This window comes from Prochlorococcus marinus str. GP2, assembly GCF_000759885.1.
GTDB classification, from domain to species: Bacteria; Cyanobacteriota; Cyanobacteriia; order PCC-6307; family Cyanobiaceae; genus Prochlorococcus_A; species Prochlorococcus_A marinus_J.
The window spans coordinates 177,609-198,677 of record NZ_JNAH01000008.1 but is presented as its reverse complement, the minus strand read 5'-3'; the positions used below and the strand labels follow the sequence as shown (position 1 = coordinate 198,677).

Below are 21,069 nucleotides of genomic sequence, written 5' to 3'. Positions count from 1 at the left end.
TAAAAAAGTTTGTGAATTTCTCTAAAAAACCCATTAACCAACATTCACTGCAATCATTGGAATTGTGGCTTACTGATTTAGGTGCTGTGAAGGATGTTAATAATCCGTCTAAATGGTACCTTTTACTTTCTAATTGGAATGCAACTATTATTTTTGAACAAGAAGATTTAGTTGTTATTTGGGAAAGTGAAGGACAAGAAACTAAAAGACTATTTTCCTATTGTATTAATAGAGAAGATGTGGAAAATGCAATACTGCAGGGACCTTAAATTTCTATTTAAATATTGTCTAAGATTTGCCTTATTATCCAGTAACTTTTTTCTAATTGATCATCTGTTATACAGAGAGGCGGCAAGAGGTAAATAACATTTCCAAGGGGCCTAATGAATAAACCTTGCTCCATTGCAAGACTCTTTATTTCTTTCCCAATATTATTGAAATAACCTTTTTTGTTACCAATATCTAAATCGAAGGCAGCAATTGTACCGGATACCCTTATTTTTTTTATGTGAGGTAAGTTTTTAAATTTATTCAAATGAGATAAATGTTTTTCTTCAAATGAAAGGTATTTTTGTGGTTCTTTTTCTAATAAATCAAGGCTAGCGTTTGCTGCAGCACAACCTAAAGGATTAGCAGTAAAACTATGTCCATGCCAAAAAGTTTTTCTTGGGCAATCATCAATAAAGGATTGAAAAATTTTTTCTTTACATAAAGTTATTCCCATCGGTAAAAATCCACCAGTTAAACCTTTTGAAATACTTATTAAATCAGGAATGATTTTTGCTTTTTGAAACGCAAAAAGGCTTCCACATCTTCCAAACCCAGTCAATACTTCATCGGCAATTAACAAAGAATTATTATTTTTTATAACTTCTGAAACTTTTTTTATAAACTGAGGCCTAACCATATTCATTCCTCCTGCTCCTTGAACAAGTGGCTCAAGGATTACTGCAACTGTGGGAGTTTTAAGTAGAGTTTCTAATTTTTGGATCGCTTCATTTTCTTTATTTTCTACTTCTTCATCGTTCATCCAAGTTGAAGGCCATGGGACTCTTCTAACCGGGAACATAAGATTATCGAAATTCTCATTAAAAATATTTCTTTCACCTAAAGCCATTGCTCCAAATGTATCACCATGATATGCGCCATCAAAAGCTACTATTTGAGTTCTTGTCTCTCCTCTATTTTGCCATGATTGGAAGGCAATTTTTAAAGCGACTTCCACAGCTGTGGAACCGTTATCAGAAAAGAATAATCTTTCTAGTTTTGTTAATTCACTAAGTCTTTCCGCCAATTTTTTTGCTTGTGGATGTAAGAAATCAGCAAATATAACTTGCTCAAGTTTTTTTGATTGATCAAAAATGGCATCGGCAATATATTCGTTACTATGACCATGAAGAGTTACCCACCAACTACTAATTGCATCTATTAGTTCTTTGTTAGGATTTTTAGTAAATAGGAGGGCATCTTTACCATGAGTTACTTCTATTTGCGGTTTGCTGTTATTGATTTGTGTAAAAGGTGGCCAAATATTTGGGTGCCAATCTGGATTTTGAGTTTTTGAATCCAAAGATTTCATTTAACTTTTTTTTGAGTTTAATAGTGAAATCAACTTATTCTTGGTATCTAGTTCTTTCCATATTATATCTAAATTATTTGAATCCATTTTTTCGATGTAAGGAAATTCAGCAATTAATGGAATACCACTAAAATCAACTAGAGTTTTTGGATTATCTAGGTGTTTTTCGCCATTAACTACTAAACCTAAAATTTCAATATTTCTTCTTTTTAAGGCCTCAATACTAAGCAAGGTATGGTTAAGAGTGCCAAGTGAGCTCTTACATACAAGTATTACAGGAAGATTCCATTGTTTTATTTGATCTATTTGCAAAAAATTGCGTGTTATTGGAACCATTAATCCACCTGCAGTTTCTACAATTAGTGAGCCTTGCACTTTAGGCAAACTCAACTTGTCAAAGTTAATAGTTTTTTGATCTATTTCAGCAGCCCAATGAGGAGATAGAGGTTTTGTAAAGACATAAGCTTCTTTGATGATTTTCTCTTTACTTACTTGTGCAAGTTTTTCAACAGTTTGACTATCAGTTTGCGATTCAATACCACTTTGAATAGGCTTCCAATAAAAGGAATTTAATCCTTTAACGAAAAAAGAGCTTATTAAAGTTTTTCCTATATCAGTATCTGTTCCACAAATTATAAATTTGAAAATATTATTGTGATTGCTCATAATTTCTTTATGATTTGAATCTCAATTTGCCATGAAAGGTTCACTGTATTATTGTAATTCTTTGGCCAAAACTTTTGAATATCCTTTAACTCTTTCACTGTTTTGCGTTTACAACTTGTTGATTGTGCTCCTACATTTTTAATGCTTCTAAAAAGCTTATATACATCTTCAAAATTTTCAAGATAATTAAACTCTTCTGAATAATGTATTTCAGTTGATTTGAAATCTTTTAATAATTCTTTAGAGCAAAGGAAATTAAGACCGCTGTATTCAATATCAATTTTTTTACAAGTATCTTTCCATTCAGGAAAACAATCTTTTGTAGGATATGAAATGATTAAAAAACCTCCAGTTGTTAATTTGCTAAACCAATTTTTTATTATCTTTTCTGGGTTGTTTAACCAATGTATGCAAAAGTTAGATGTTAATAGAGAACAGTTATTTACTTCCGTTGGTAAATCATTATTCAAATCCCATAAAATTTTTTTTCTAGATAATTTATTCTCAAAAAGCATTTTTTTGCTGAAATCAATTCTTGATACTTTTTGGGAAGGAAATTTTTTTTCTATTTCATCTGCTAATAGTCCTGGTCCTGATCCTAGATCTATCCATTCACCTTTTTTTGGGGGATTTAATTCTTTGATAAATTGAACGATCTTGTTTGCAAAAAATTTCTGAATATTTGAATGCTCTAAATACCGATATGCAGCTTCATTGAAATTATTTTTTATTTTCTCATTCCACTTTTTACTATCCATTTCAATCATTAAGTTTATTAAGTAAGATCTCGTACAAATTTAAATTTTTCAAGCAATGCCCTTGTTGAGCTAATTTAATTAAAATTGGCTTCCTATCAAGTGTTTTATTTAAAGAATCTAAAAAGTTATTATTTGATTCGTTGTCAAGAATCAAATCATTTTCTGATTTTATAAAAATAATTTTGCAATCTTTTCTTAAAAATACTGGATAATCTCTATTGATGTAAAGTTGTTTTAAATCATTTAAAAGAAGAGTTTTATTTAAACTTTCTAGACTTTTATAAAAGATATTTTTAAAACTATGATTCATATGATTTGGCATAAATGATCTATGAATAAATTCTTTCAACACATCCTTAGGTTCATCTTTTATGATTTTTGTTTCCATTCTTTTTAGAGATCTCAAAATAAATTTTTTCTTATTACTTAAAGGAAGAAAATTATTAAAAGAATTTATAAGAACAATATGAGTTGCTTCTTTTAAAATATTTTTTTGCATTAAATGAAAACCAAATGAATGGCATATAGTCATTTTGATTTCTTTTTTAGATTCGCTTTTAATCCATTTTGCTTGATAATTATTTGTCGAAAAATAGCCCCTTTCATTATCTTGCCAATGCCAATTATTATTTAAAAAATCAACTTTATAATCATCCCAGAAATATTTACTTAGTCCCCACCCATGTTGAGTAATAATTTGTTTCATTTAAACTCTTTTAAAACTGCAATGAAATTCTTTAGCAGATTAAAATCTAAGTTTCTTCGTATTGTTATTCTGATTCTTGATTGCCCTACTGGAACAGTTGGAGGTCTTATCGCAATTGCTAAAAAACCATTTTTTTCAAGATATTTTTGTAGATAAATTGCCTTCTCCTCTTGGCCAACAATAATTGATAAAATGTGGGAATCTCCCTGAACTGGAAGACTAAAATTTTTAATAATTTCATCTTTCCATACATTCGCAGAAGATAACAAATCATTACCCCATTCTTTATTTTCTAAAATTTTTTTTAAACCTTCTAGCGCAGCAGCAGCTAAAGATGGCGCAAGTGCGGTTGTATACCTAAATGCACCACTTGTTTGGATAAGATATTCTCCAATTTCTGAATTGGAAGCTATGAAAGCTCCACCGCTTCCAAATGCTTTTCCAAAAGTTCCAGTAATCATAGTTATATCTGAACGACAATTAAAACTTAACCCCCTGCCTTCAGGACCTAAGATCCCAATTGCATGAGCCTCGTCAACTAATAATTGAACACTATTTTTTTTGCAAATTTCCGTTATTTCTCTGAGCGGAGCAATTGATCCCTCCATGCTATAAAGAGATTCAACAATAACTAAAATCGAATTTTTTGTAGGGTTAGATTTCATAATTTTATCTTCTAAATCTTTTAAATTATTGTGTGAAAATCTAACCAGTTTTGCTTGAGCAGCTTTGACTCCAACCAATAAAGAGTTATGGATCAATTTATCTGCTATTACGATACTATTTCTGTTTGCTAAAGCCTGGACAGCAGCTATATTTGCTTGAAATCCGCTTGGGAAAAGTAATACTTTATCTTGATCAAGCCACTTGGCAAGTTCTGTTTCTAATAATTTATGTATTGGTCTTGAACCTGTAATAAACCTAGAGCTTCCTGAGCCAATACCTTCTAACAAGCTTATTTCGTAAGCAGCTTTTACTAAATCCTTATCCCTACTTAATCCAAAATAATCATTACTGCATAAGTCTATAAGTTTTTTATTTTGCGAATTTAAACTTAGAAGTTCGAATGATTTTTTACCTAAAGAAAATGTTTTTAATTTACGGATTCTATTTTTTGGAATTTTTACTTTTTTCATTTTGGCAAAATAAAATATAGTGGATTTAATTAAAAAGATTTAGATTTACTATTAAAGTTTGCAAGGTATTTTTTGTTTATTAATATCTATATAGATCATATATTAAGAAGTTAACTCATCCTCTCTTCAATCACAATTATTGCTTAATTTAGAGGAATATTTCCCCTTTCCGCTAGATGATTTCCAATTAGAAGCAATACGAGCTATTAATAGCGGAAATTCTGTTGTTTTAACGGCACCAACAGGTTCGGGTAAAACATTGATAGGTGAATTTGCTATATATAGAGGATTATCTCATGACAGCAGAGTTTTTTATACAACACCTTTAAAGGCCTTATCAAACCAAAAGTTTAGAGATTTTGCTAATCAATATGGTGAGAAAAAAGTTGGTCTTTTAACTGGCGATATAAATATAAATAGAGAAGCACCAATCCTAGTAATGACGACTGAGATTTTTAGGAACATGCTTTATGGCGAATTTGATGAATTGGATGACCCCTTAGAAAATTTAGAATCTGTGATTCTTGATGAATGTCATTACATGAATGACCCCCAAAGAGGCACGGTTTGGGAGGAAACCATAATCCATTGCCCAACTAGAACTCAAATAATAGCTTTATCAGCAACAATAGCTAATGCAGATCAACTACAAAATTGGATAGAAAAAGTTCATGGACCCACAGTATTAATTAATAGTGATAAGAGACCAGTCCCACTTGATTTTATTTTTTGTAGTTTTAAAGGCCTCCATCCACTTTTGAATAATAAGGGTAATGGAATTCATCCAAACTGTAAAACTTGGAGAGCTCCTAAAGGCCAGAAAAAGAGAGGAAAAGTGGGAAGGATAATGCAACCAAAGTCTCCCTCAATAAGCTTTGTGATCTCGAAACTAGCAGAAAGAAATATGTTGCCAGCTATTTATTTTATTTTCAGTAGAAGAGGCTGTGACAAAGCTATGGAGAATATAAAAGATTTAACTTTAGTGAGTTATTCAGAAGCAAAAATTATATCCCAAAAATTAGATGTTTATCTTAAAAATAATCAAGAGGCAATTAAAGATAAATCTCAATGCGAGGCATTAAAACGCGGTATTGCATCTCATCATGCTGGATTATTGCCTGCATGGAAAGAATTGGTTGAGGAATTATTTCAGCAAGGTTTGATAAAAGTTGTTTTTGCAACTGAAACTCTAGCTGCAGGAATTAATATGCCTGCAAGAACAACTGTTATTTCTTCTTTATCAAAAAGGACAGAAGATGGACACAGATTGTTATTTAGCAGTGAATTTTTGCAAATGTCAGGAAGAGCTGGAAGAAGAGGAAAAGATACACAAGGATATGTAGTTACATTACAAACAAGATTCGAAGGTGCAAAAGAAGCAAGTGCACTGGCTATTAGCAAACCAAATTCTTTAGAGAGTCAATTCACTCCTAGCTATGGAATGGTACTAAATCTTTTACAAAGTTATACTTTAGAGAAGTCTAGAGAATTAATTAAAAGAAGTTTTGGTAGTTTTTTATATTTAGGTGAATCCTCAGATGAAAATTTAATTCTTGAAAATTTAGATAAGGATTTAATTGAATTAAAAAAAATTACATCTAACGTTTCATGGAAAGATTTTGATGCCTACGAAAAGTTAAAAAGTCGTCTTAAAGAAGAGAGAAGACTCTTGAAAATTTTAGAAAAACAAGCGGCAGAAAAATTATCAGATGAGATCACTAATGCACTTCCATATATTAAAGATGGAAGCTTAATTTCAATCAAAGCTCCTCAAATTAAAAGAAAAATTGTTCCAGCATTAATTTGTAAGAAGATATATGAATCCCAAAAAATTAAGAGTTTGTTGTGTTTGACAATTAATAATTTATTTATTTTAATAAAACCCTCATACATAGTTAGTATTTTTAATGATTTGGATGCAATTGATGTCTTAGGGCTTGAAACACCAAAGATGTATTTTTCTGGGGAGGTTGTCAGGGGAGATGATATTTCGCAGTGTTTTGCGGAAAGAATTTTGGAAGCTTCTAAAAAAAATGATTTACAAACTCCACAATATGATCTGACGACTGAAGTTTTGGCACAACAGCAACAAATTAATAATTTAGAAGAAACAGTCACTGATCATCCCGTACATAGATTTGGAGACTCCAGGAAATTAAAGAAATATAGAAAAAGAATTGTTGATGTTGAACAAGAAATAAATATGAGAAAAAAACTTCTTGAGAGTAAAGAAAATCATAACTGGAGAACTTTTACTGATTTGATTAAAATTTTAGGCCACTTTGGTTGTTTAAATGATTTGGAATTGACGGAAGTTGGACAAACAGTTAGTGCAATAAGAGGTGAAAATGAATTATGGATTGGTCTTGTTTTAGTCAGTGGTTATTTGGATGATTTAGATCCTCCTGACTTAGCTGCAATTATTCAAGCTATATGTGTTGATGTAAGGAGACCGCATCTTTGGTGTAATTTAAAGCCCTCTTTAGAGGTAATAGATGTTTTTAATGAATTAGATGGTTTAAGAAAATTAGTCTCTTTTCAACAAAATAAGTTTCATCTTGAAATTCCAATCTATTTAGAAATAGAGTTGACTGGAATTATTTCTGAATGGGCGAGGGGAAAAAAATGGAAAGATTTGGTTTTTAATACTTCATTAGACGAAGGAGATGTAGTGAGGATTATTAGAAGATCAATTGATGTCCTTTCTCAAGTGCAATACTGTATTGGTGTTAGTAATAAATTAAAAAGCAAAGCAAAGCTAGCTTTAAAAGCTATTAACCGGTTCCCTATTGCTGAATCTAATGATCTTATAAAAGTCTTTGAAGATATTAATCCTGCAACAAAAAGAATTGACAATAATTCTTAAATTTTTCAATCAAATCATTGAATTAATATTCATTGCTTCATCAAATTCATCTTCGTTTAAATAACCTAATTTAAGTGTTGCCTCTTTTAAATTTAATGATTCTTTGAAAGCAAGGTTTGCAATCTCAGCTGCTTTTTCATAACCAACTTTTGGCACTATAGCTGTAACCAACATTAGTGAATTTTCTAAATTTAACTTTATTTTTTTTTGATTAGGTTCCATCCCATCAACTAATTTTATTCTAAAGTTTTCTATTGCATCTTTAAGTAATTTTAAACTTGTAAGAATATTAAATCCAATAAGAGGTTTATATTCATTCATCTGTAAAGTGCCGCTAGAATTTGCAATTGAAACTGCATATTCAAAACCCATTATCTGAGTACAAACCATTGATAAGGCTTCGCATTGAGTCGGATTCACTTTACCTGGCATAATAGAACTTCCAGGTTCATTTTTAGGGATAATTAATTCATATATTCCTGATCTTGGTCCAGAAGATAGAATTTTTATATCATTTGAAATTTTAAATAATGCACCTGCTAATATTTTTATTTGACTCATTACTTGAGCTAGACGATCATGCGAGGCCATAATAGAAAAATTATTTTTTGATTTATAGAATATTAGGTTAGTGTCATCGGAAATTGATTTTATAGACTCTTCACAAAATCCATTTGGACAATTAATACCTGTACCTACAGCAGTACCTCCAAGAGGTAAGAAATACAATTCGTCCAGACTTAAAATAATCGCATTTTCAGCATCTTTAAGTTGCTCTGACCATCCTGATATTTCTTGCCCAAGAGTAAGAGGCACTGCATCTTGAAAATGGGTTCTTCCTATCTTTATTAGGTCTTTCCATTCTTCACTTTTTTTATCAAGGATCTTAGTAAGTTCTTTGATCGTTGGTACTAAATTTTTGATTATTTCATTAACAACAGATATTTGAATAGCAGCAGGAAAAGTGTCATTAGTTGACTGAGATTTATTTACATCATCATTCGGATGTATTGGTTGATGACTGCCAAGCTCTGAATTAGTTTTTAAAGCTGCAATATTTGAAATTACCTCATTAACATTCATATTTGTTTGCGTGCCACTACCTGTTTGCCAAACCTTTAAAGGAAACTGTGAATCGTGCAGCCCATCAAGTATTTCCGTACATGCTTCTACGATCAAATCTTTTTTCCTTTCATCTATTAAGCCTAAATTGAAATTCGCGATTGAAGCAGCTTTTTTTATTATGGTGAGTGAATAAATTAACTCAATTGGAATTAATTCTTCTCCAATAGAAAAATTTATAATTGATCTTTGTGTTTGAGCACCCCATAAAGCTTCTATAGGAACCTCTATTGTTCCCATACTATCTTTTTCAATCCTAAAGTTTTTTGTCATTATTCCTCTGAAAACACTGGTTTAACTTAGATAAGGTTTTCAGTAATCTTAGATACCTAACTTCTCCCATATTACACTTAAATTATTGAGATGAATGGAAGGGTTAAAACATTCTTCCAAGTCACTTTTATCAATAAAATCCATTATTTCATTATCTCTCTCTATATTTTGTTTGAAATTCCCATTTTCCGTATTCCAGGCCTGATGCGCATTTTTTTGTACTAAGCTATAAGCTTTTTCTCTAGACATGCCCTTTTCTACAAGTAAAAGTAAAACTTTCTGACTAAAGATTACACCACCATATATATTTAAATTTTTGAGCATATTTTTTGGATAAACTCCTAAATTGCTTACTATATCTTTCATTTCCCTGAGCATAAAATGCAAACAAATTGAAACGTCAGGTAACATGATACGTTCATTTGAACTATGGCTTATATCTCTTTCGTGCCAGAGTGGAACATTTTCCAGTGCTGTTAAGACGTAACTCCTCAAAATTCTTGCTAGACCGCTTACTCTTTCACTTCGAATAGGATTTCTTTTATGAGGCATGGCAGAACTTCCTTTTTGCCCTTTTGTAAATCCCTCCTCAACTTCTAAAACATCTGTTCGTTGTAAATTTCTTATTTCAGTTGCGAATCTATCTAAAGAAGCACCAACTAGTGCAATAGTTTGCACATATTCTGCATGTCTGTCTCGCGATATAACCTGCGTACTTGCTGTATCTGGTTTTAAGCCGAGTAAATCACAAGTTATTTGTTCTACTTTGGGATTCGTATTAGCGTAAGTTCCCATCGCACCACTTATTTGTCCAATAGCTACAGATTCTTTCAGTGTTAGCAATCTTTTTTTGTTCCTTATTATTTCTGCTAACCATCCAGCAAGTTTAAAACCAAAGGAAATAGGCTCCCCATGAATTGCATGAGATCTGCCAATCATTAATGTATTTTTATGCTTCCTTGCTAATAATCTGACTTCATTTTCTAGGTTCTCAATTTCTTCTAATAACAATTCGCAAGAATCTTTTAACTGAAGAGATAAGCCAGTATCAAGTACATCACTACTTGTCATGCCAACATGTATGTATCTTCCAGAGTCTCCTACAAATTCATTAACGCTTGTAAGAAAAGCTATGACATCATGTTTAACTTCTTTCTCAATTTTTGTAATTCTAGATTCATCAAACTTTGCATTTGAACGTATTTCTTTCATGGCATTCTCAGGAATTTTCCCTAGGGAAAAATTTGCTTCACATGCAGCTATTTCAACCTTAAGCCAACTCTGAAATTTTGCGCTTTCAGTCCAGATTTTCCCCATTTCGGGTAATGTGTAACGCTCGATCACAATTTTTATTAATCATCAATTTAAACTTTATAACTAAAATCGAATTATTGCCCTATACATTAAAGATGTACTTGCCATTGAACATATTTGTCTGATTATTATTTTCTTATGTAACATTTTTCTGGCTAATAACGAAAGTTTTTATATTAAAATTTTGTACTTATTCCCTTCGTTAATTATGGGTAATTTTTAAGTTCTAATTTAAAATTAAAAGGTATTTAAAGAATTTGCATCTTAATCTTGTAGAAGTTCATTATTAAGTTTTTTTTATTGATGAATAGATGATTAAAAAAAGTAGATTAGACCTTTATCTTCTAAATAAAGGTTTATGTGAAACTCGTCAAAAAGCCCAAGGTTTAATTCTTGCGGGCAAGGTTAGAGATGTCAATGGAAAAGTATTGGATAAACCAGGTCAACAAGTATTAATTGGATCAGAATTTTTTATTGATTCCGAACCTATGTTTGTTTCAAGGGGAGGCGAAAAATTATTGGAGGCATTTAAAAGATTTGAAATTAAAGTAAAAGATAAAATATGTATTGACGCAGGAATCTCTACTGGGGGATTTACTGATTGTTTATTGCAACAAGGTGCAAAGTTAGTTTATGGGATTGATGTTGGTTATGGACAGACTGCATGGAAGATTAGAAATAACCCAAAAGTCATACTTTTTGAACGAACTAATATTCGAAATTTAAAACCTAATGATCTTTTATCTAGAAGTAATGGATTACCAAATTTTGTGGTTGCTGATTTGTCTTTTATTTCATTAAAGTTAGTTTTTAAATCTATTGGTAATTTATTAGAGGGTGATTGTATTGAGGGAATATTTTTAATTAAACCCCAATTTGAGGTGGGAAAAGATAAAGTCAGTAAAGGAGGCGTGGTTCGCAATCCTAAATTCCATACTGAGGCTATAGAGTCTGTTATTAATAGTGCTAAGAATTTCGAATGGAATATAAAGAATTTGATAGCTTCTCCACTAGTAGGTCCTGCTGGAAATCATGAATATCTAGCTTGGATGACCTTAGGAAGTCAATCAAATAGAGGTATTAATAGTGAATATATACAAAATTTAGTAAAAGAAACTCTTTGAATTAAAGAGCTTCTTCATCTTTGTCACCAGTTCTAATTCTCACAACGGAATCAATTGATGTGATGAAAATTTTCCCGTCACCGATCTCACCTGTTTTTGCTGCTTCAGCAATCGCATCTATGACTGAATTAACTTTTTCATCTTCTACAACGACTTCTACTTTGAGTTTTTGAAGGAATTCAACAGTAAATTCGGAACCTCTATATCTTTCAACTTGTCCTTTTTGCCTTCCAAAACCTCTGACTTCACTAACTGTCATTCCAACAATACCAGAGTTTACTAATGCAATTTTTACATCCTCCAACTTAAATGGACGTATGATTGCTTCAATTTTCTTCATAATTAAAGATTGAATATTCCTATTTTAATTGTTTTTTGGGAAAACATCCAACATTGAAATATCAGAAAGACATTTAATATTTAGGCCTGCATTAGTGGCGTCTTCAATTAATAATTGGGAATTTTCTTCAGAAATTATTACTGTACTATTTGACAAGGCTTCCCACTTATCATTCTCAAAGTGTGTTTGAAGCCATAACATTCCAATTGCTGTTTTTGGTTGAAGAGATTTATTTTGGTGGTTATCGATAGTTATCAAACAAATGTCCATTAATTTTTCATTAAACTAAACACATATAACCCTTTCAACCGACACCGTGAATGTTGCTGTTGATACAAAAATAAGATTTAACAGCTTTTGACTTATTCAATTGTAATACTTAAGCTTGTTGAGATTTTTGCAGATTTCGATCTTTTTATATAGTTTTAGTAAATAAGTTCTACTAAAAATGAGTACAGCTAAATTAGATGATTCGACGCAAAGACCACTTTATGGTGAAAGAATTATTGAAGAATCAAAAATAATTTGTTTCGAGAATCCAAATAAGAAAAGAATTTATGAAATTTCTATCCAGTTACCAGAATTTACATGTAAGTGCCCATTTTCTGGTTATCCAGATTTTGCAAAGCTAAATATTATTTATCAACCTAATTTGAAAGTCTATGAGTTGAAGTCATTAAAGCTTTATATAAATAACTTTAGAGATATAAAGATATCACATGAGGAAGTTGTTAATAGAATTATGGATGATTTAGTGCATGCGGGCTCGCCTCACTGGATACATTTAAATGCTGAGTTTAATCCTAGAGGAAATGTTTCTATGCAGTTAGATATTTTTAGCGGACAGAAAAAAAATTAAAAATTTTTTATTTCTTCTGATAATTTAAAAAATTCTCTTTTAAAACCAACTAGATTTTTATTGCTAAGACCTCCAATGAAAAGCTTTTGTGATTCCTTATTGACAAGAATCCATAATTGGTTTGTTGGTATAAGACTTATTATTGTTCCAAAAATTATTAAGATAAAAGAAAAGTAAATAAACGGTATAGACGGATCATTTTTAATTATTAATCCACTGCTTGGGATTATTTTTTTCAGAGATACTTTTGAAGAATTAACTTCTAAAGGATTGTCATTAATATAGAGATTTTTCCCGGAAAAATTTTCTGTATTGGAAATTTTAAGTGGACCATTTTCATTATCTATTGTTAAAAGGAAATTTTTTCTTGTCTCTGATCCTAATTCAACCAAAACTCCCCAAACCTGATTTCCGATTTCAGGAATCTCTTTTAACTGTAATTGATAAAGGATATTATCAATTTCTAAAACAACATTCGATATTGCCCAATCAGCTTGATAAATAGTTAATCCTTTAAACCTTATTGGGTGATTAACTTTAGCAGTTTTTATTTCATTTAATTTTAAATCTTCGGAAGAAAAATCGAGTTTTGAAATAAATTGCTTGGGTAAACCATCACTTTCTCGTTCTATAGAAAAATCAACTAATTTCACATTGGCTTTTGAGTTTGTGCTTTCATTGATAAGATCCAAGCTTTCTCCAGGCAACAAATATTGTTCTTTTGATTGACTTGTAAAACTTCCATATGCTGAACCTATAAGTAAGACTATTAATCCAACGTGAACAACTAAAGGACCGATTTTGCCAATTAAACCCCTTCTTGCAGAAATATGACTCTTAAATTTGTATGTTTCCCATCCTCTTTTTTTAAGTAATAAATCAGCTTTTGATATGTGGTCTTGATTTTCATTGATTTGATGACTCGAAGTTAATTGCAGTTTGCTGAATTTTTTTTCGCTGTTATATTCAATCCATTTTAATGAAGCTTTTAAGGAAGGGATTTGCCTCCTGAAACTACAAGCTGCCAGAGAAATGCAAAGAAGAATTAATGCAAATAAAAACCAAAAACTTGTATATATATGATCCAATTGAAGTTTTAAAACTTTTTCTCCATTTAAAAATCCAAAAATAGGAGCATCATCGAAAATATCAATGTAAAAATTTTTATTGCTGCCTTGAGGAATAAAAGTTCCTATGCCACTTGAGATGGCTATGAAGATTATGAGTGATATTGCAAATCTTAAACTTGCTATTTTGAAAATTAAATTTTTAACAATAGTCATTTAAAACCAATTTGAAAATAAATTTAATAATCCTAGGGAAACTAAAAATATCCCGCTAATAGTAGGTATTAATTGACTAAATTTTCTAATCTCTAAAAATTTTTTTAAGTTTTCTGTGGTTGAACCTGCAACGATTAATGGAGTTACCTGGCCTATTCCGAAGAAAAATAAAAAAATGATAGAGATCGTTGGGTTTTTTGCTTGCGATACCCATGCCAGAAGAGTTGCTAAAACTGGAGTAATGCAAGGCGAAGATGCTAGTCCAAAAGTAGTCCCTATCGCAAATGGCGCAATAAATGATGGTATTTTATCCTCAATTATTTTTAAATCAGGTACATTTGGGAACTGGAACTTTATAATTCCTAGTAAATTTAAACCCATGATTATTGCTATCAAGGCAACAATAGAAGTGTAATAGGATGGAATTTGACCATATATTTTACCTAATAATCCACTAACAGCCCCAAGTGCAACAAGTGAAAAAACAACTCCCCCTGAAAAACTTACAAGTTTAAATTTATTTTTCTCTGTTCCTCCTATATAAGCAATTGTAACTGGAAGTAATGATAATGAACATGGTCCAAGACTCGTTAAAAGTCCTGCGCTGAAAACCAAAAATATAGTAGATGGGCCAGGATTATTAAGACCATTCTGCATAAGCAGATTACCTTTTTGAGATAATTCTGAAATAACTAAATTAAATGTTTCGATAGTTTGAAATAAATCTCTTAAATTCTAACTAATTAAGAGTCTTTCGTGTACTAATCATACCAATGAATCCTGTTGATTCTAATGAACATCTCAGTAACATCCCTGCAATAAAGAAAGATGCGATTAATGAATTGCCACCATAACTAATAAAAGGCAGTGGTAAGCCTGTAGTAGGCATTGAACCTGTCGCTACAGCAATGTGCATAATTGATTGACCTACCAACAATACACCACATCCTATGGCAACTAATTTTGTATAGTTATTCCTGCACTTAAAACTAATTCTAAGAGTTATATATGAGAAAACTACTAAAAATCCTAAAAATAAAGTACACCCCAACAAACCAAATTCTTCCGCAAAGATGGCAAAAATAAAATCTGTGTACATAAAAGGCAGGTACTGTAATTTTTGTACCGACAGCCCAAACCCTTGGCCAAATAGACCACCTGAACCAATAGCTAATAAACTCTGTACTAATTGAAATCCACTTCCCTGTTCATCTTTCCAAGGATTAATAAAGGAAGTAACTCTCAGTTTTTGATATTCGTTATTAAGGATGCTAATACATCCAGTAATTAATCCTATTGAAGCAAATGAGGTAAGAGAACTTAGCTTTACACCTCCACATAAACCCATTACCCAAAAAAGAATTCCAGTTAGTGATGCAGTACTTAAATTAGGCTGTTTTAGTATTAATAAAATTAATAAACCAAAAGAGATTATTGAAATTAATTTTTTTTCACTCTTTATCAGATTCCAATGAGCGAAAAGGTTAGAGGCTTCTAAAATTAGAAAAGGTTTAATTAATTCAGATGGCTGCATACGTAAATTGCCTAGCACTAGCCATCTCGAAGATCCATTAACTGTAATTCCTGTAATATTTGTAAGGAAAATCAAAAAGAACAAAATATAAAAAATAATTCTTGAGAACTTTAAAAGATTTTTAATGTTCGTATTTAGAACGTAATAAAATAAGCTAATTCCTGGAATTGTCCAAATAATTTGTTTTTTTAAGAAGTAAGCCCAATTTCCCATTTCCCTGCTTGCTACCCACCAACTTGATGAACCCAGAATGCATATTCCTAATATTGACCAAAGTCCAATGAGCACAAGGAGGATCTTTGCTTCATAAGGCCATATCGTCCAAGGTAAGGGAAATATAGATTCAAAAAAATTGCTTCGATTCTCTTTGTCATCAAAAAATAGGGTTTTTTTTCTAGAAATTCTTTTATATTTTATTTTTTCTTGACTTATTTCCAATTGTTTAGCCGTATACGTCTATCTGTCCTATTGAGACGTTTAATTAAGATTTTGCCAAGTCTTTTATCAACGTTTTGAAGTGTAAATCAATTAAAAAGATTAATTTTCATAAAATCTATTTTTTTATCGAATAAATTAAAAAATGGTCTATGTATTCATAATAAATCTTAAGAATTAATTTTTTATAGAAAAAAACTAGCTAAAAGGTACCTCTACGTGATAGATTCCGTGAGTTTATATACTTACTTCAATCCATTAAGAGGGGTGTTCTAAACTATGTTCACATTCGTGGACTCAAATAGAAAAAAACTTGAGCATCCTTCGAATAAGAATGTTCAATTTCCTCAATCCTTGGATAATTCGATCATTAAAGAAAGTAAATCTGGCATTGCCAATCAAATAGATAATTTGCTTTCTCAAAACGATGAATACACAAAATTGCAATTAACAATTTTTGGAATTACTTTTATTGTTTCTATTCTATTAGCATCAATAACTGGAATTTTTATCGGATTTACTTTTGGTTTTAGTATTTTTATAGGTGCAATTGCCGGTATTTTTTACTTACGTTTGCTTGCTAAAAGTGTAGGAAAACTAGGTAAAGAATCATCAGGTGTATCAAAATTGCAACTATTAGTTCCAGTTTGCCTCTTTATTTTTGCTAGCAAGCTAGGATCTTTAGATATTTTTCCTGCAATGATAGGGTTTTTTATTTATAAACCTTCACTCATTCTTTATTTTTCACGTTCCTAAGTAAGTTTTTACCCAAAAAATTACTAATCTTTCATTCAAATCAAATGTTCTTTAATTCCTTGCTAACAAATTTTGCAGCATTAGAAGTTGGTCAACATCTTTATTGGAAAATTGGAAATATCAGACTTCATGGGCAGGTATTTTTGACATCTTGGATTTTATTAGGAGCGTTACTAGTTTTTATTTCTTTAGGAACTAAAAAAATGGAAAATGATCCTAAAGGCCTTCAAAACTTGCTTGAGTTTCTCTGGGATTACATAAGAGATCTTGCTAGGACTCAAATAGGTGAAAAAGTTTACAGAGATTGGATGCCATTTATAGGAACTTTATTTTTATTTGTATTTGTTAGTAATTGGGGAGGAGCTTTAATTCCTTGGAGATTGATTAAGTTACCAAGTGGCGAGTTGGGAGCACCTACTGCAGATATAAATACAACAATAGCCTTGGCTTTATTGGTTTCACTTTCTTATTTCTATGCTGGTTTAAGCAATAAGGGTTGGAGATACTTCGAATACTACGTTCATCCAACTCCGATTATGCTTCCTTTTAAAATTCTAGAGGATTTTACTAAACCTTTATCACTCTCTTTCAGGCTATTTGGAAATATTTTGGCTGATGAACTTGTAGTTGGTGTTCTAGTATTTTTAGTTCCGCTAATTCTACCAATTCCAGTTATGTTCCTAGGATTATTTACTAGTGCAATTCAGGCATTGATTTTCGCAACTTTAGCTGCCTACTACATAGGAGAAGCTGTTGAAGAACATCATTAGCTGTCTTCTAATACATTCGGACGCTTTTACAAAGGGTCTGTAATCTGGCAAAATATCTAATCGCGTAGGTCTGAAAAAATCAGGCCCATTCTTAAAAAAGGATGTCCAAGCGTGTATGACAACAAAGATTATCACAAGTATTAAGCTCTTTATTTCAAAATTATGGATTCGATTACTTCCGCTGCATCAGTTGTAGCTGCTGGTTTAGCAGTTGGTCTAGGTGCTATTGGCCCAGGTCTTGGACAAGGTAACGCAGCTCAAGGTGCTGTTGAGGGTATTGCCCGTCAACCAGAAGCTGAAGGTAAAATCAGAGGAACTCTTCTTTTATCTTTCGCTTTCATGGAGTCATTAACAATTTACGGATTAGTTGTGGCTTTGGTACTACTTTTTGCGAATCCTTTTTCCTAAAAGTTAATATTGCTTCTAATCCTTATTAGCAATATTTAAATTTAATTTTTTAACTTCAACTGAATCATATGTTGGCCTTTAATTTTTTTGGTGCTACAGAAGGTGGATTATTTGACATAAATGCCACTTTGCCACTAATGGCGATACAAGTAGTTGCGCTTACTTACATATTAAATTCTCTTTTTTTTAAGCCTGTTGGCAATGTCGTAGAAAAAAGAGAAAAGTTTGTAAGTAATAATATTATTGAGGCCAAAAATAAACTTACTGAGGTTAAAAAATTAGAAGCTGATTTATTAACCCAGCTTCAAAGTGCTCGTACAGAAGCCCAAAGAATTGTTAGCGAAGCTGAGAATGAGTCTGACAAGCTCTATAAAGAAGCGCTAGAACTTGCCAACAATGAAGCAAATGCTTCAAAAGAAAAAGCAAGACTAGAAATTGAAAGTCAGACGTCTGCTGCTCGTGATCAACTTTTTAAACAGGCTGATGATCTAAGCGAACTTATTGTTAATAGATTGATTCTCGAAAAATGAATTTAACTCTTTTAGCTACAGAAGGTTTTGGATTGAACTTCAATTTATTCGAAACTAATATCCTTAATTGGGCTGTAGTAGTTTTCGGTCTTTATAAATTTTTGCCTGGTTTTCTAGGTAAAATGCTTCAAAAAAGGAGAGAAGGAATCCTTCTTGAATTAAAAGATGCTGAAGATCGACTCCTAAATGCAACTCAAGCTTTAGAAAAGGCGAAGAAAGATTTATCTTCAGCAGAAGAAAAAGCTTCTCAAATAAAAGCAGATTCCCTTAAAAGATCTGAATCAATCAGAATGGAAAGTGAGAAAAAAGCGATAGAAGAGATGGCACGAATTAAACAAAGTGCAATCTCTGATGAGAGCTCTGAAGCATCCAGAGCAATTTCTCAACTTCGAAAAGAAGCTGTTGAACTGGCAATTAAAAAAGCTTTAGATTCTCTCCCAAATCGACTTGATAAAACAACACAAGAAAATTTGGTAACTCAATCAATTAATAATATTGAGGTGAACTAATGCCACTTTTAAATTCAGTTACTACACCATACGCAGAGGCATTACTTCAAGTTGTGAATGAAAATTCGCAAACTGATGAGATGGTTTCTGAGGTTAAACAACTCTTGGAATTAATAAATGATTCCCCTGAATTGGAGAAGGCATTATCCTCTCCTATTTTAGAAACAGATGCTAAGAAGAAAATCATTGTTGAAATTTTTTCAAATAAGGTTAATTCTTCTTTATTGAATTTCTTAAAATTATTGGCCGATAGGCAAAGAATTGCAATCCTTACTTCAATTCTTGATAGGTTTTTAGAGATTTACCGAGAAAATAGTAATATTGCATTGGCAACTGTTACTTCTGCAGTCGAGCTTACTGATGAACAGAAAGGTTTAATTACCAAAAAGATCATCAATATTGCTGGAACAGAAAAATTAGAACTTGTAACTAAAATTGACCCATCTATTATTGGTGGTTTCGTTGCCAGTGTAGGATCAAAAGTAATTGATGCTTCTCTTGCTTCACAAATCAGAAAACTTGGCTTATCTCTTTCCAAGTAACTTTTAAATCAACCTTAAATTCTTAAATCCATGGTATCTATACGCCCTGATGAAATCAGTTCAATCTTAAAACAACAAATAACTGATTATGACCAATCTGTAAGTGTTAGCAATGTAGGAACTGTTCTGCAAATCGGTGATGGCATTGCAAGAATATATGGCTTAGATCAGGTCATGGCAGGTGAGTTATTAGAATTTGAGGATGGCACCGAAGGTATAGCTTTAAATCTTGAAGATGATAATGTTGGAGCTGTTTTAATGGGAGAGGCACTTGGTGTCCAAGAAGGAAGTAACGTTAAGTCCACAGGTAAGATCGCATCTGTTCCAGTTGGTGAAGCAATGCAGGGGAGAGTTGTTAATCCTCTCGGACAACCAATAGATGGGAAAGGGGAAATTCCAACAAGTGATACTAGATTGATTGAAGAAATGGCTCCTGGAATAATCAAGAGAAGATCAGTGCATGAACCAATGCAAACAGGAATCACATCTATTGATGCAATGATTCCTGTTGGAAGAGGTCAAAGAGAATTAATTATTGGTGATAGACAAACTGGAAAATCTGCGATTGCTATCGACACAATAATCAACCAAAAAGGTCAAGATGTAGTTTGTGTTTACGTAGCTATTGGTCAGAAGTCAGCATCAGTAGCAAACATCGTAGAGGTCTTAAGAGAGAGAGGAGCTTTAGATTATACAGTCGTAGTAAGTGCAGGAGCTTCAGAACCAGCGGCTTTACAGTACTTAGCACCTTATACCGGTGCAGCAATTGCTGAACATTTTATGTACCAGGGGAAAGCAACACTTGTTATATACGATGATCTAACAAAACAAGCTCAGGCTTATAGACAAATGTCTCTTCTTTTAAAAAGACCACCAGGAAGAGAGGCTTACCCAGGAGATGTTTTCTACTTACATAGTAGATTGTTAGAAAGAGCAGCAAAACTTTCTGATGCTATGGGAGGGGGGTCTATGACAGCTCTTCCAATTATTGAAACTCAGGCAGGGGACGTTTCGGCTTACATCCCAACTAATGTTATTTCAATTACAGATGGACAAATTTTCTTAAGTGCAGATTTATTTAACTCAGGATTAAGACCAGCTATTAATGTTGGTATTTCTGTTAGCCGCGTTGGAGGAGCAGCTCAGACAAAAGCAATTAAAAAAATTGCTGGAACTTTAAAATTAGAACTCGCACAGTTTGATGAACTAGCTGCTTTTTCCCAATTTGCATCTGATCTTGATGAAGCAACTCAGCAACAACTTGAACGAGGCAAAAGACTTAGAGAGTTATTAAAGCAGCCTCAATTCTCTCCACTGAACCTTGCAGAACAAGTTGCAGTTGTTTATGCAGGAGTTAAAGGCCTTATTGATGAGGTTCCAGTTGAAGATGTTACTAAATTTGCAACTGAACTTAGGGAATACCTGAAGTTAAATAAGGCAGAATTTATAGAAGAAATTCTTAAAGAAAAGAAATTAAATGATGGATTAGAAGCGACACTAAAAGAGGTGATAAATGAAGTTAAATCATCAATGCTTGCCACAGTTTAAAGTTATTTAGG

General features: G+C 31.9%; 23 protein-coding genes. 11 read left to right on the top strand and 12 right to left on the bottom strand.

Going from position 1 to position 21,069, the window contains the following annotated elements; genetic code table 11:
* Nucleotides 1-11: 11 nt before the first annotated feature.
* Complete coding sequence (locus tag EU91_RS0108860; protein WP_032525009.1) at nt 12-269, top strand: DUF3143 domain-containing protein; 258 nt, start codon at nt 12-14, stop codon at nt 267-269.
* Nucleotides 270-277: 8 nt separating this feature from the next.
* On the opposite strand, the gene bioA is transcribed toward EU91_RS0108860, so the two are convergent.
* From bioA to EU91_RS01360, 5 genes are read right to left on the bottom strand one after another with little or no spacing between them, the layout of a single operon-like run.
* Nucleotides 278-1,579 (bottom strand): adenosylmethionine--8-amino-7-oxononanoate transaminase, encoded by a 1,302-nt coding sequence (bioA, locus tag EU91_RS01340; RefSeq protein ID WP_032525008.1) that lies wholly within the window; start codon nt 1,577-1,579, stop codon nt 278-280.
* On the bottom strand, nt 1,580-2,245 hold the full coding sequence (gene bioD / locus EU91_RS01345; RefSeq protein ID WP_032525007.1) for a dethiobiotin synthase: 666 nt from the start codon (nt 2,243-2,245) through the stop codon (nt 1,580-1,582).
* Nucleotides 2,242-3,012 (bottom strand): methyltransferase domain-containing protein, encoded by a 771-nt coding sequence (locus EU91_RS01350; protein WP_032525006.1) that lies wholly within the window; start codon nt 3,010-3,012, stop codon nt 2,242-2,244. The genes bioD and EU91_RS01350 overlap by 4 nt, the downstream gene beginning before the upstream one ends.
* Complete coding sequence (locus EU91_RS01355) at nt 3,005-3,709, bottom strand: hypothetical protein (protein ID WP_032525005.1); 705 nt, start codon at nt 3,707-3,709, stop codon at nt 3,005-3,007. Before EU91_RS01355 ends, EU91_RS01350 begins: the two co-directional genes overlap by 8 nt.
* Nucleotides 3,706-4,845, bottom strand: coding sequence for an aminotransferase class I/II-fold pyridoxal phosphate-dependent enzyme (locus EU91_RS01360; RefSeq protein WP_032525004.1), 1,140 nt, complete (start codon nt 4,843-4,845; stop codon nt 3,706-3,708). Before EU91_RS01360 ends, EU91_RS01355 begins: the two co-directional genes overlap by 4 nt.
* 139 nt (nt 4,846-4,984) lie before the next feature.
* On the opposite strand from EU91_RS01360, the gene EU91_RS01365 reads away from it, so the two are divergent.
* Nucleotides 4,985-7,711 carry a DEAD/DEAH box helicase gene (locus EU91_RS01365; protein WP_032525003.1) on the top strand — a complete coding sequence of 909 codons (2,727 nt, stop codon included), beginning with the start codon at nt 4,985-4,987 and terminating at the stop codon, nt 7,709-7,711.
* Nucleotides 7,712-7,720: 9 nt separating this feature from the next.
* Here the strand turns inward: EU91_RS01365 and EU91_RS01370 are convergent, their stop codons facing one another.
* The gene (locus EU91_RS01370; RefSeq protein WP_032525002.1) at nt 7,721-9,106 is read right to left on the bottom strand and encodes a class II fumarate hydratase; all 1,386 of its coding nucleotides are present in this window, start codon (nt 9,104-9,106) and stop codon (nt 7,721-7,723) included.
* Nucleotides 9,107-9,154: 48 nt separating this feature from the next.
* Nucleotides 9,155-10,450: an adenylosuccinate lyase gene (purB, locus tag EU91_RS01375; protein WP_032525001.1), complete on the bottom strand. Its 1,296-nt coding sequence runs from the start codon at nt 10,448-10,450 to the stop codon at nt 9,155-9,157.
* 281 nt (nt 10,451-10,731) lie between these two features.
* On the opposite strand from purB, the gene EU91_RS01380 reads away from it, so the two are divergent.
* Nucleotides 10,732-11,544: a TlyA family RNA methyltransferase gene (locus EU91_RS01380; RefSeq protein ID WP_032525000.1), complete on the top strand. Its 813-nt coding sequence runs from the start codon at nt 10,732-10,734 to the stop codon at nt 11,542-11,544.
* Nucleotide 11,545: 1 nt separating this feature from the next.
* Here EU91_RS01380 and EU91_RS01385 read toward each other — a convergent pair whose 3' ends face one another.
* Nucleotides 11,546-11,884: a P-II family nitrogen regulator gene (locus EU91_RS01385; RefSeq protein WP_011377098.1), complete on the bottom strand. Its 339-nt coding sequence runs from the start codon at nt 11,882-11,884 to the stop codon at nt 11,546-11,548.
* 24 nt (nt 11,885-11,908) lie between these two features.
* Nucleotides 11,909-12,154, bottom strand: a complete 246-nt coding sequence (locus EU91_RS01390; RefSeq protein ID WP_032524999.1) for a hypothetical protein — start codon at nt 12,152-12,154, stop codon at nt 11,909-11,911.
* Between the two features lie 178 nt (nt 12,155-12,332).
* On the opposite strand from EU91_RS01390, the gene queF reads away from it, so the two are divergent.
* Nucleotides 12,333-12,743: a preQ(1) synthase gene (gene queF / locus EU91_RS01395; protein ID WP_032524998.1), complete on the top strand. Its 411-nt coding sequence runs from the start codon at nt 12,333-12,335 to the stop codon at nt 12,741-12,743.
* On the opposite strand, the gene EU91_RS01400 is transcribed toward queF, so the two are convergent.
* From EU91_RS01400 to EU91_RS01410, 3 genes are all read right to left on the bottom strand, one after another.
* A complete protein-coding gene (locus EU91_RS01400) occupies nt 12,740-14,026 on the bottom strand; it encodes a cytochrome c biogenesis protein ResB (RefSeq protein WP_032524997.1) in 1,287 nt (428 codons plus the stop codon). The genes queF and EU91_RS01400 overlap by 4 nt on opposite strands.
* Nucleotides 14,027-14,683 carry a cytochrome c biogenesis CcdA family protein gene (locus EU91_RS01405; protein WP_032524996.1) on the bottom strand — a complete coding sequence of 219 codons (657 nt, stop codon included), beginning with the start codon at nt 14,681-14,683 and terminating at the stop codon, nt 14,027-14,029.
* Nucleotides 14,684-14,765: 82 nt separating this feature from the next.
* Complete coding sequence (locus tag EU91_RS01410) at nt 14,766-15,998, bottom strand: FtsW/RodA/SpoVE family cell cycle protein (protein WP_032524995.1); 1,233 nt, start codon at nt 15,996-15,998, stop codon at nt 14,766-14,768.
* A 276-nt stretch (nt 15,999-16,274) separates the two neighbouring features.
* On the opposite strand from EU91_RS01410, the gene EU91_RS01415 reads away from it, so the two are divergent.
* The 7 genes from EU91_RS01415 to atpA all read left to right on the top strand — a co-directional run bounded on the left by EU91_RS01415 (nt 16,275) and on the right by atpA (nt 21,058).
* Nucleotides 16,275-16,751: an ATP synthase gene (locus tag EU91_RS01415; protein ID WP_032524994.1), complete on the top strand. Its 477-nt coding sequence runs from the start codon at nt 16,275-16,277 to the stop codon at nt 16,749-16,751.
* 44 nt (nt 16,752-16,795) lie between these two features.
* Nucleotides 16,796-17,521 (top strand): F0F1 ATP synthase subunit A, encoded by a 726-nt coding sequence (atpB, locus tag EU91_RS01420; protein WP_032524993.1) that lies wholly within the window; start codon nt 16,796-16,798, stop codon nt 17,519-17,521.
* Between the two features lie 162 nt (nt 17,522-17,683).
* Nucleotides 17,684-17,929, top strand: coding sequence for an ATP synthase F0 subunit C (gene atpE / locus EU91_RS01425; RefSeq protein WP_002805169.1), 246 nt, complete (start codon nt 17,684-17,686; stop codon nt 17,927-17,929).
* 68 nt (nt 17,930-17,997) lie between these two features.
* Nucleotides 17,998-18,459 carry a F0F1 ATP synthase subunit B' gene (locus EU91_RS01430; protein WP_032524992.1) on the top strand — a complete coding sequence of 154 codons (462 nt, stop codon included), beginning with the start codon at nt 17,998-18,000 and terminating at the stop codon, nt 18,457-18,459.
* On the top strand, nt 18,456-18,968 hold the full coding sequence (locus EU91_RS01435) for a F0F1 ATP synthase subunit B (protein ID WP_025882323.1): 513 nt from the start codon (nt 18,456-18,458) through the stop codon (nt 18,966-18,968). Before EU91_RS01430 ends, EU91_RS01435 begins: the two co-directional genes overlap by 4 nt.
* Nucleotides 18,968-19,510: an ATP synthase F1 subunit delta gene (gene atpH / locus EU91_RS01440; RefSeq protein WP_032524991.1), complete on the top strand. Its 543-nt coding sequence runs from the start codon at nt 18,968-18,970 to the stop codon at nt 19,508-19,510. The genes EU91_RS01435 and atpH overlap by 1 nt, the downstream gene beginning before the upstream one ends.
* A 30-nt stretch (nt 19,511-19,540) precedes the next feature.
* Nucleotides 19,541-21,058: a F0F1 ATP synthase subunit alpha gene (gene atpA / locus EU91_RS01445; RefSeq protein WP_011863563.1), complete on the top strand. Its 1,518-nt coding sequence runs from the start codon at nt 19,541-19,543 to the stop codon at nt 21,056-21,058.
* The last annotated feature ends 11 nt before the right edge of the window (nt 21,059-21,069 follow it).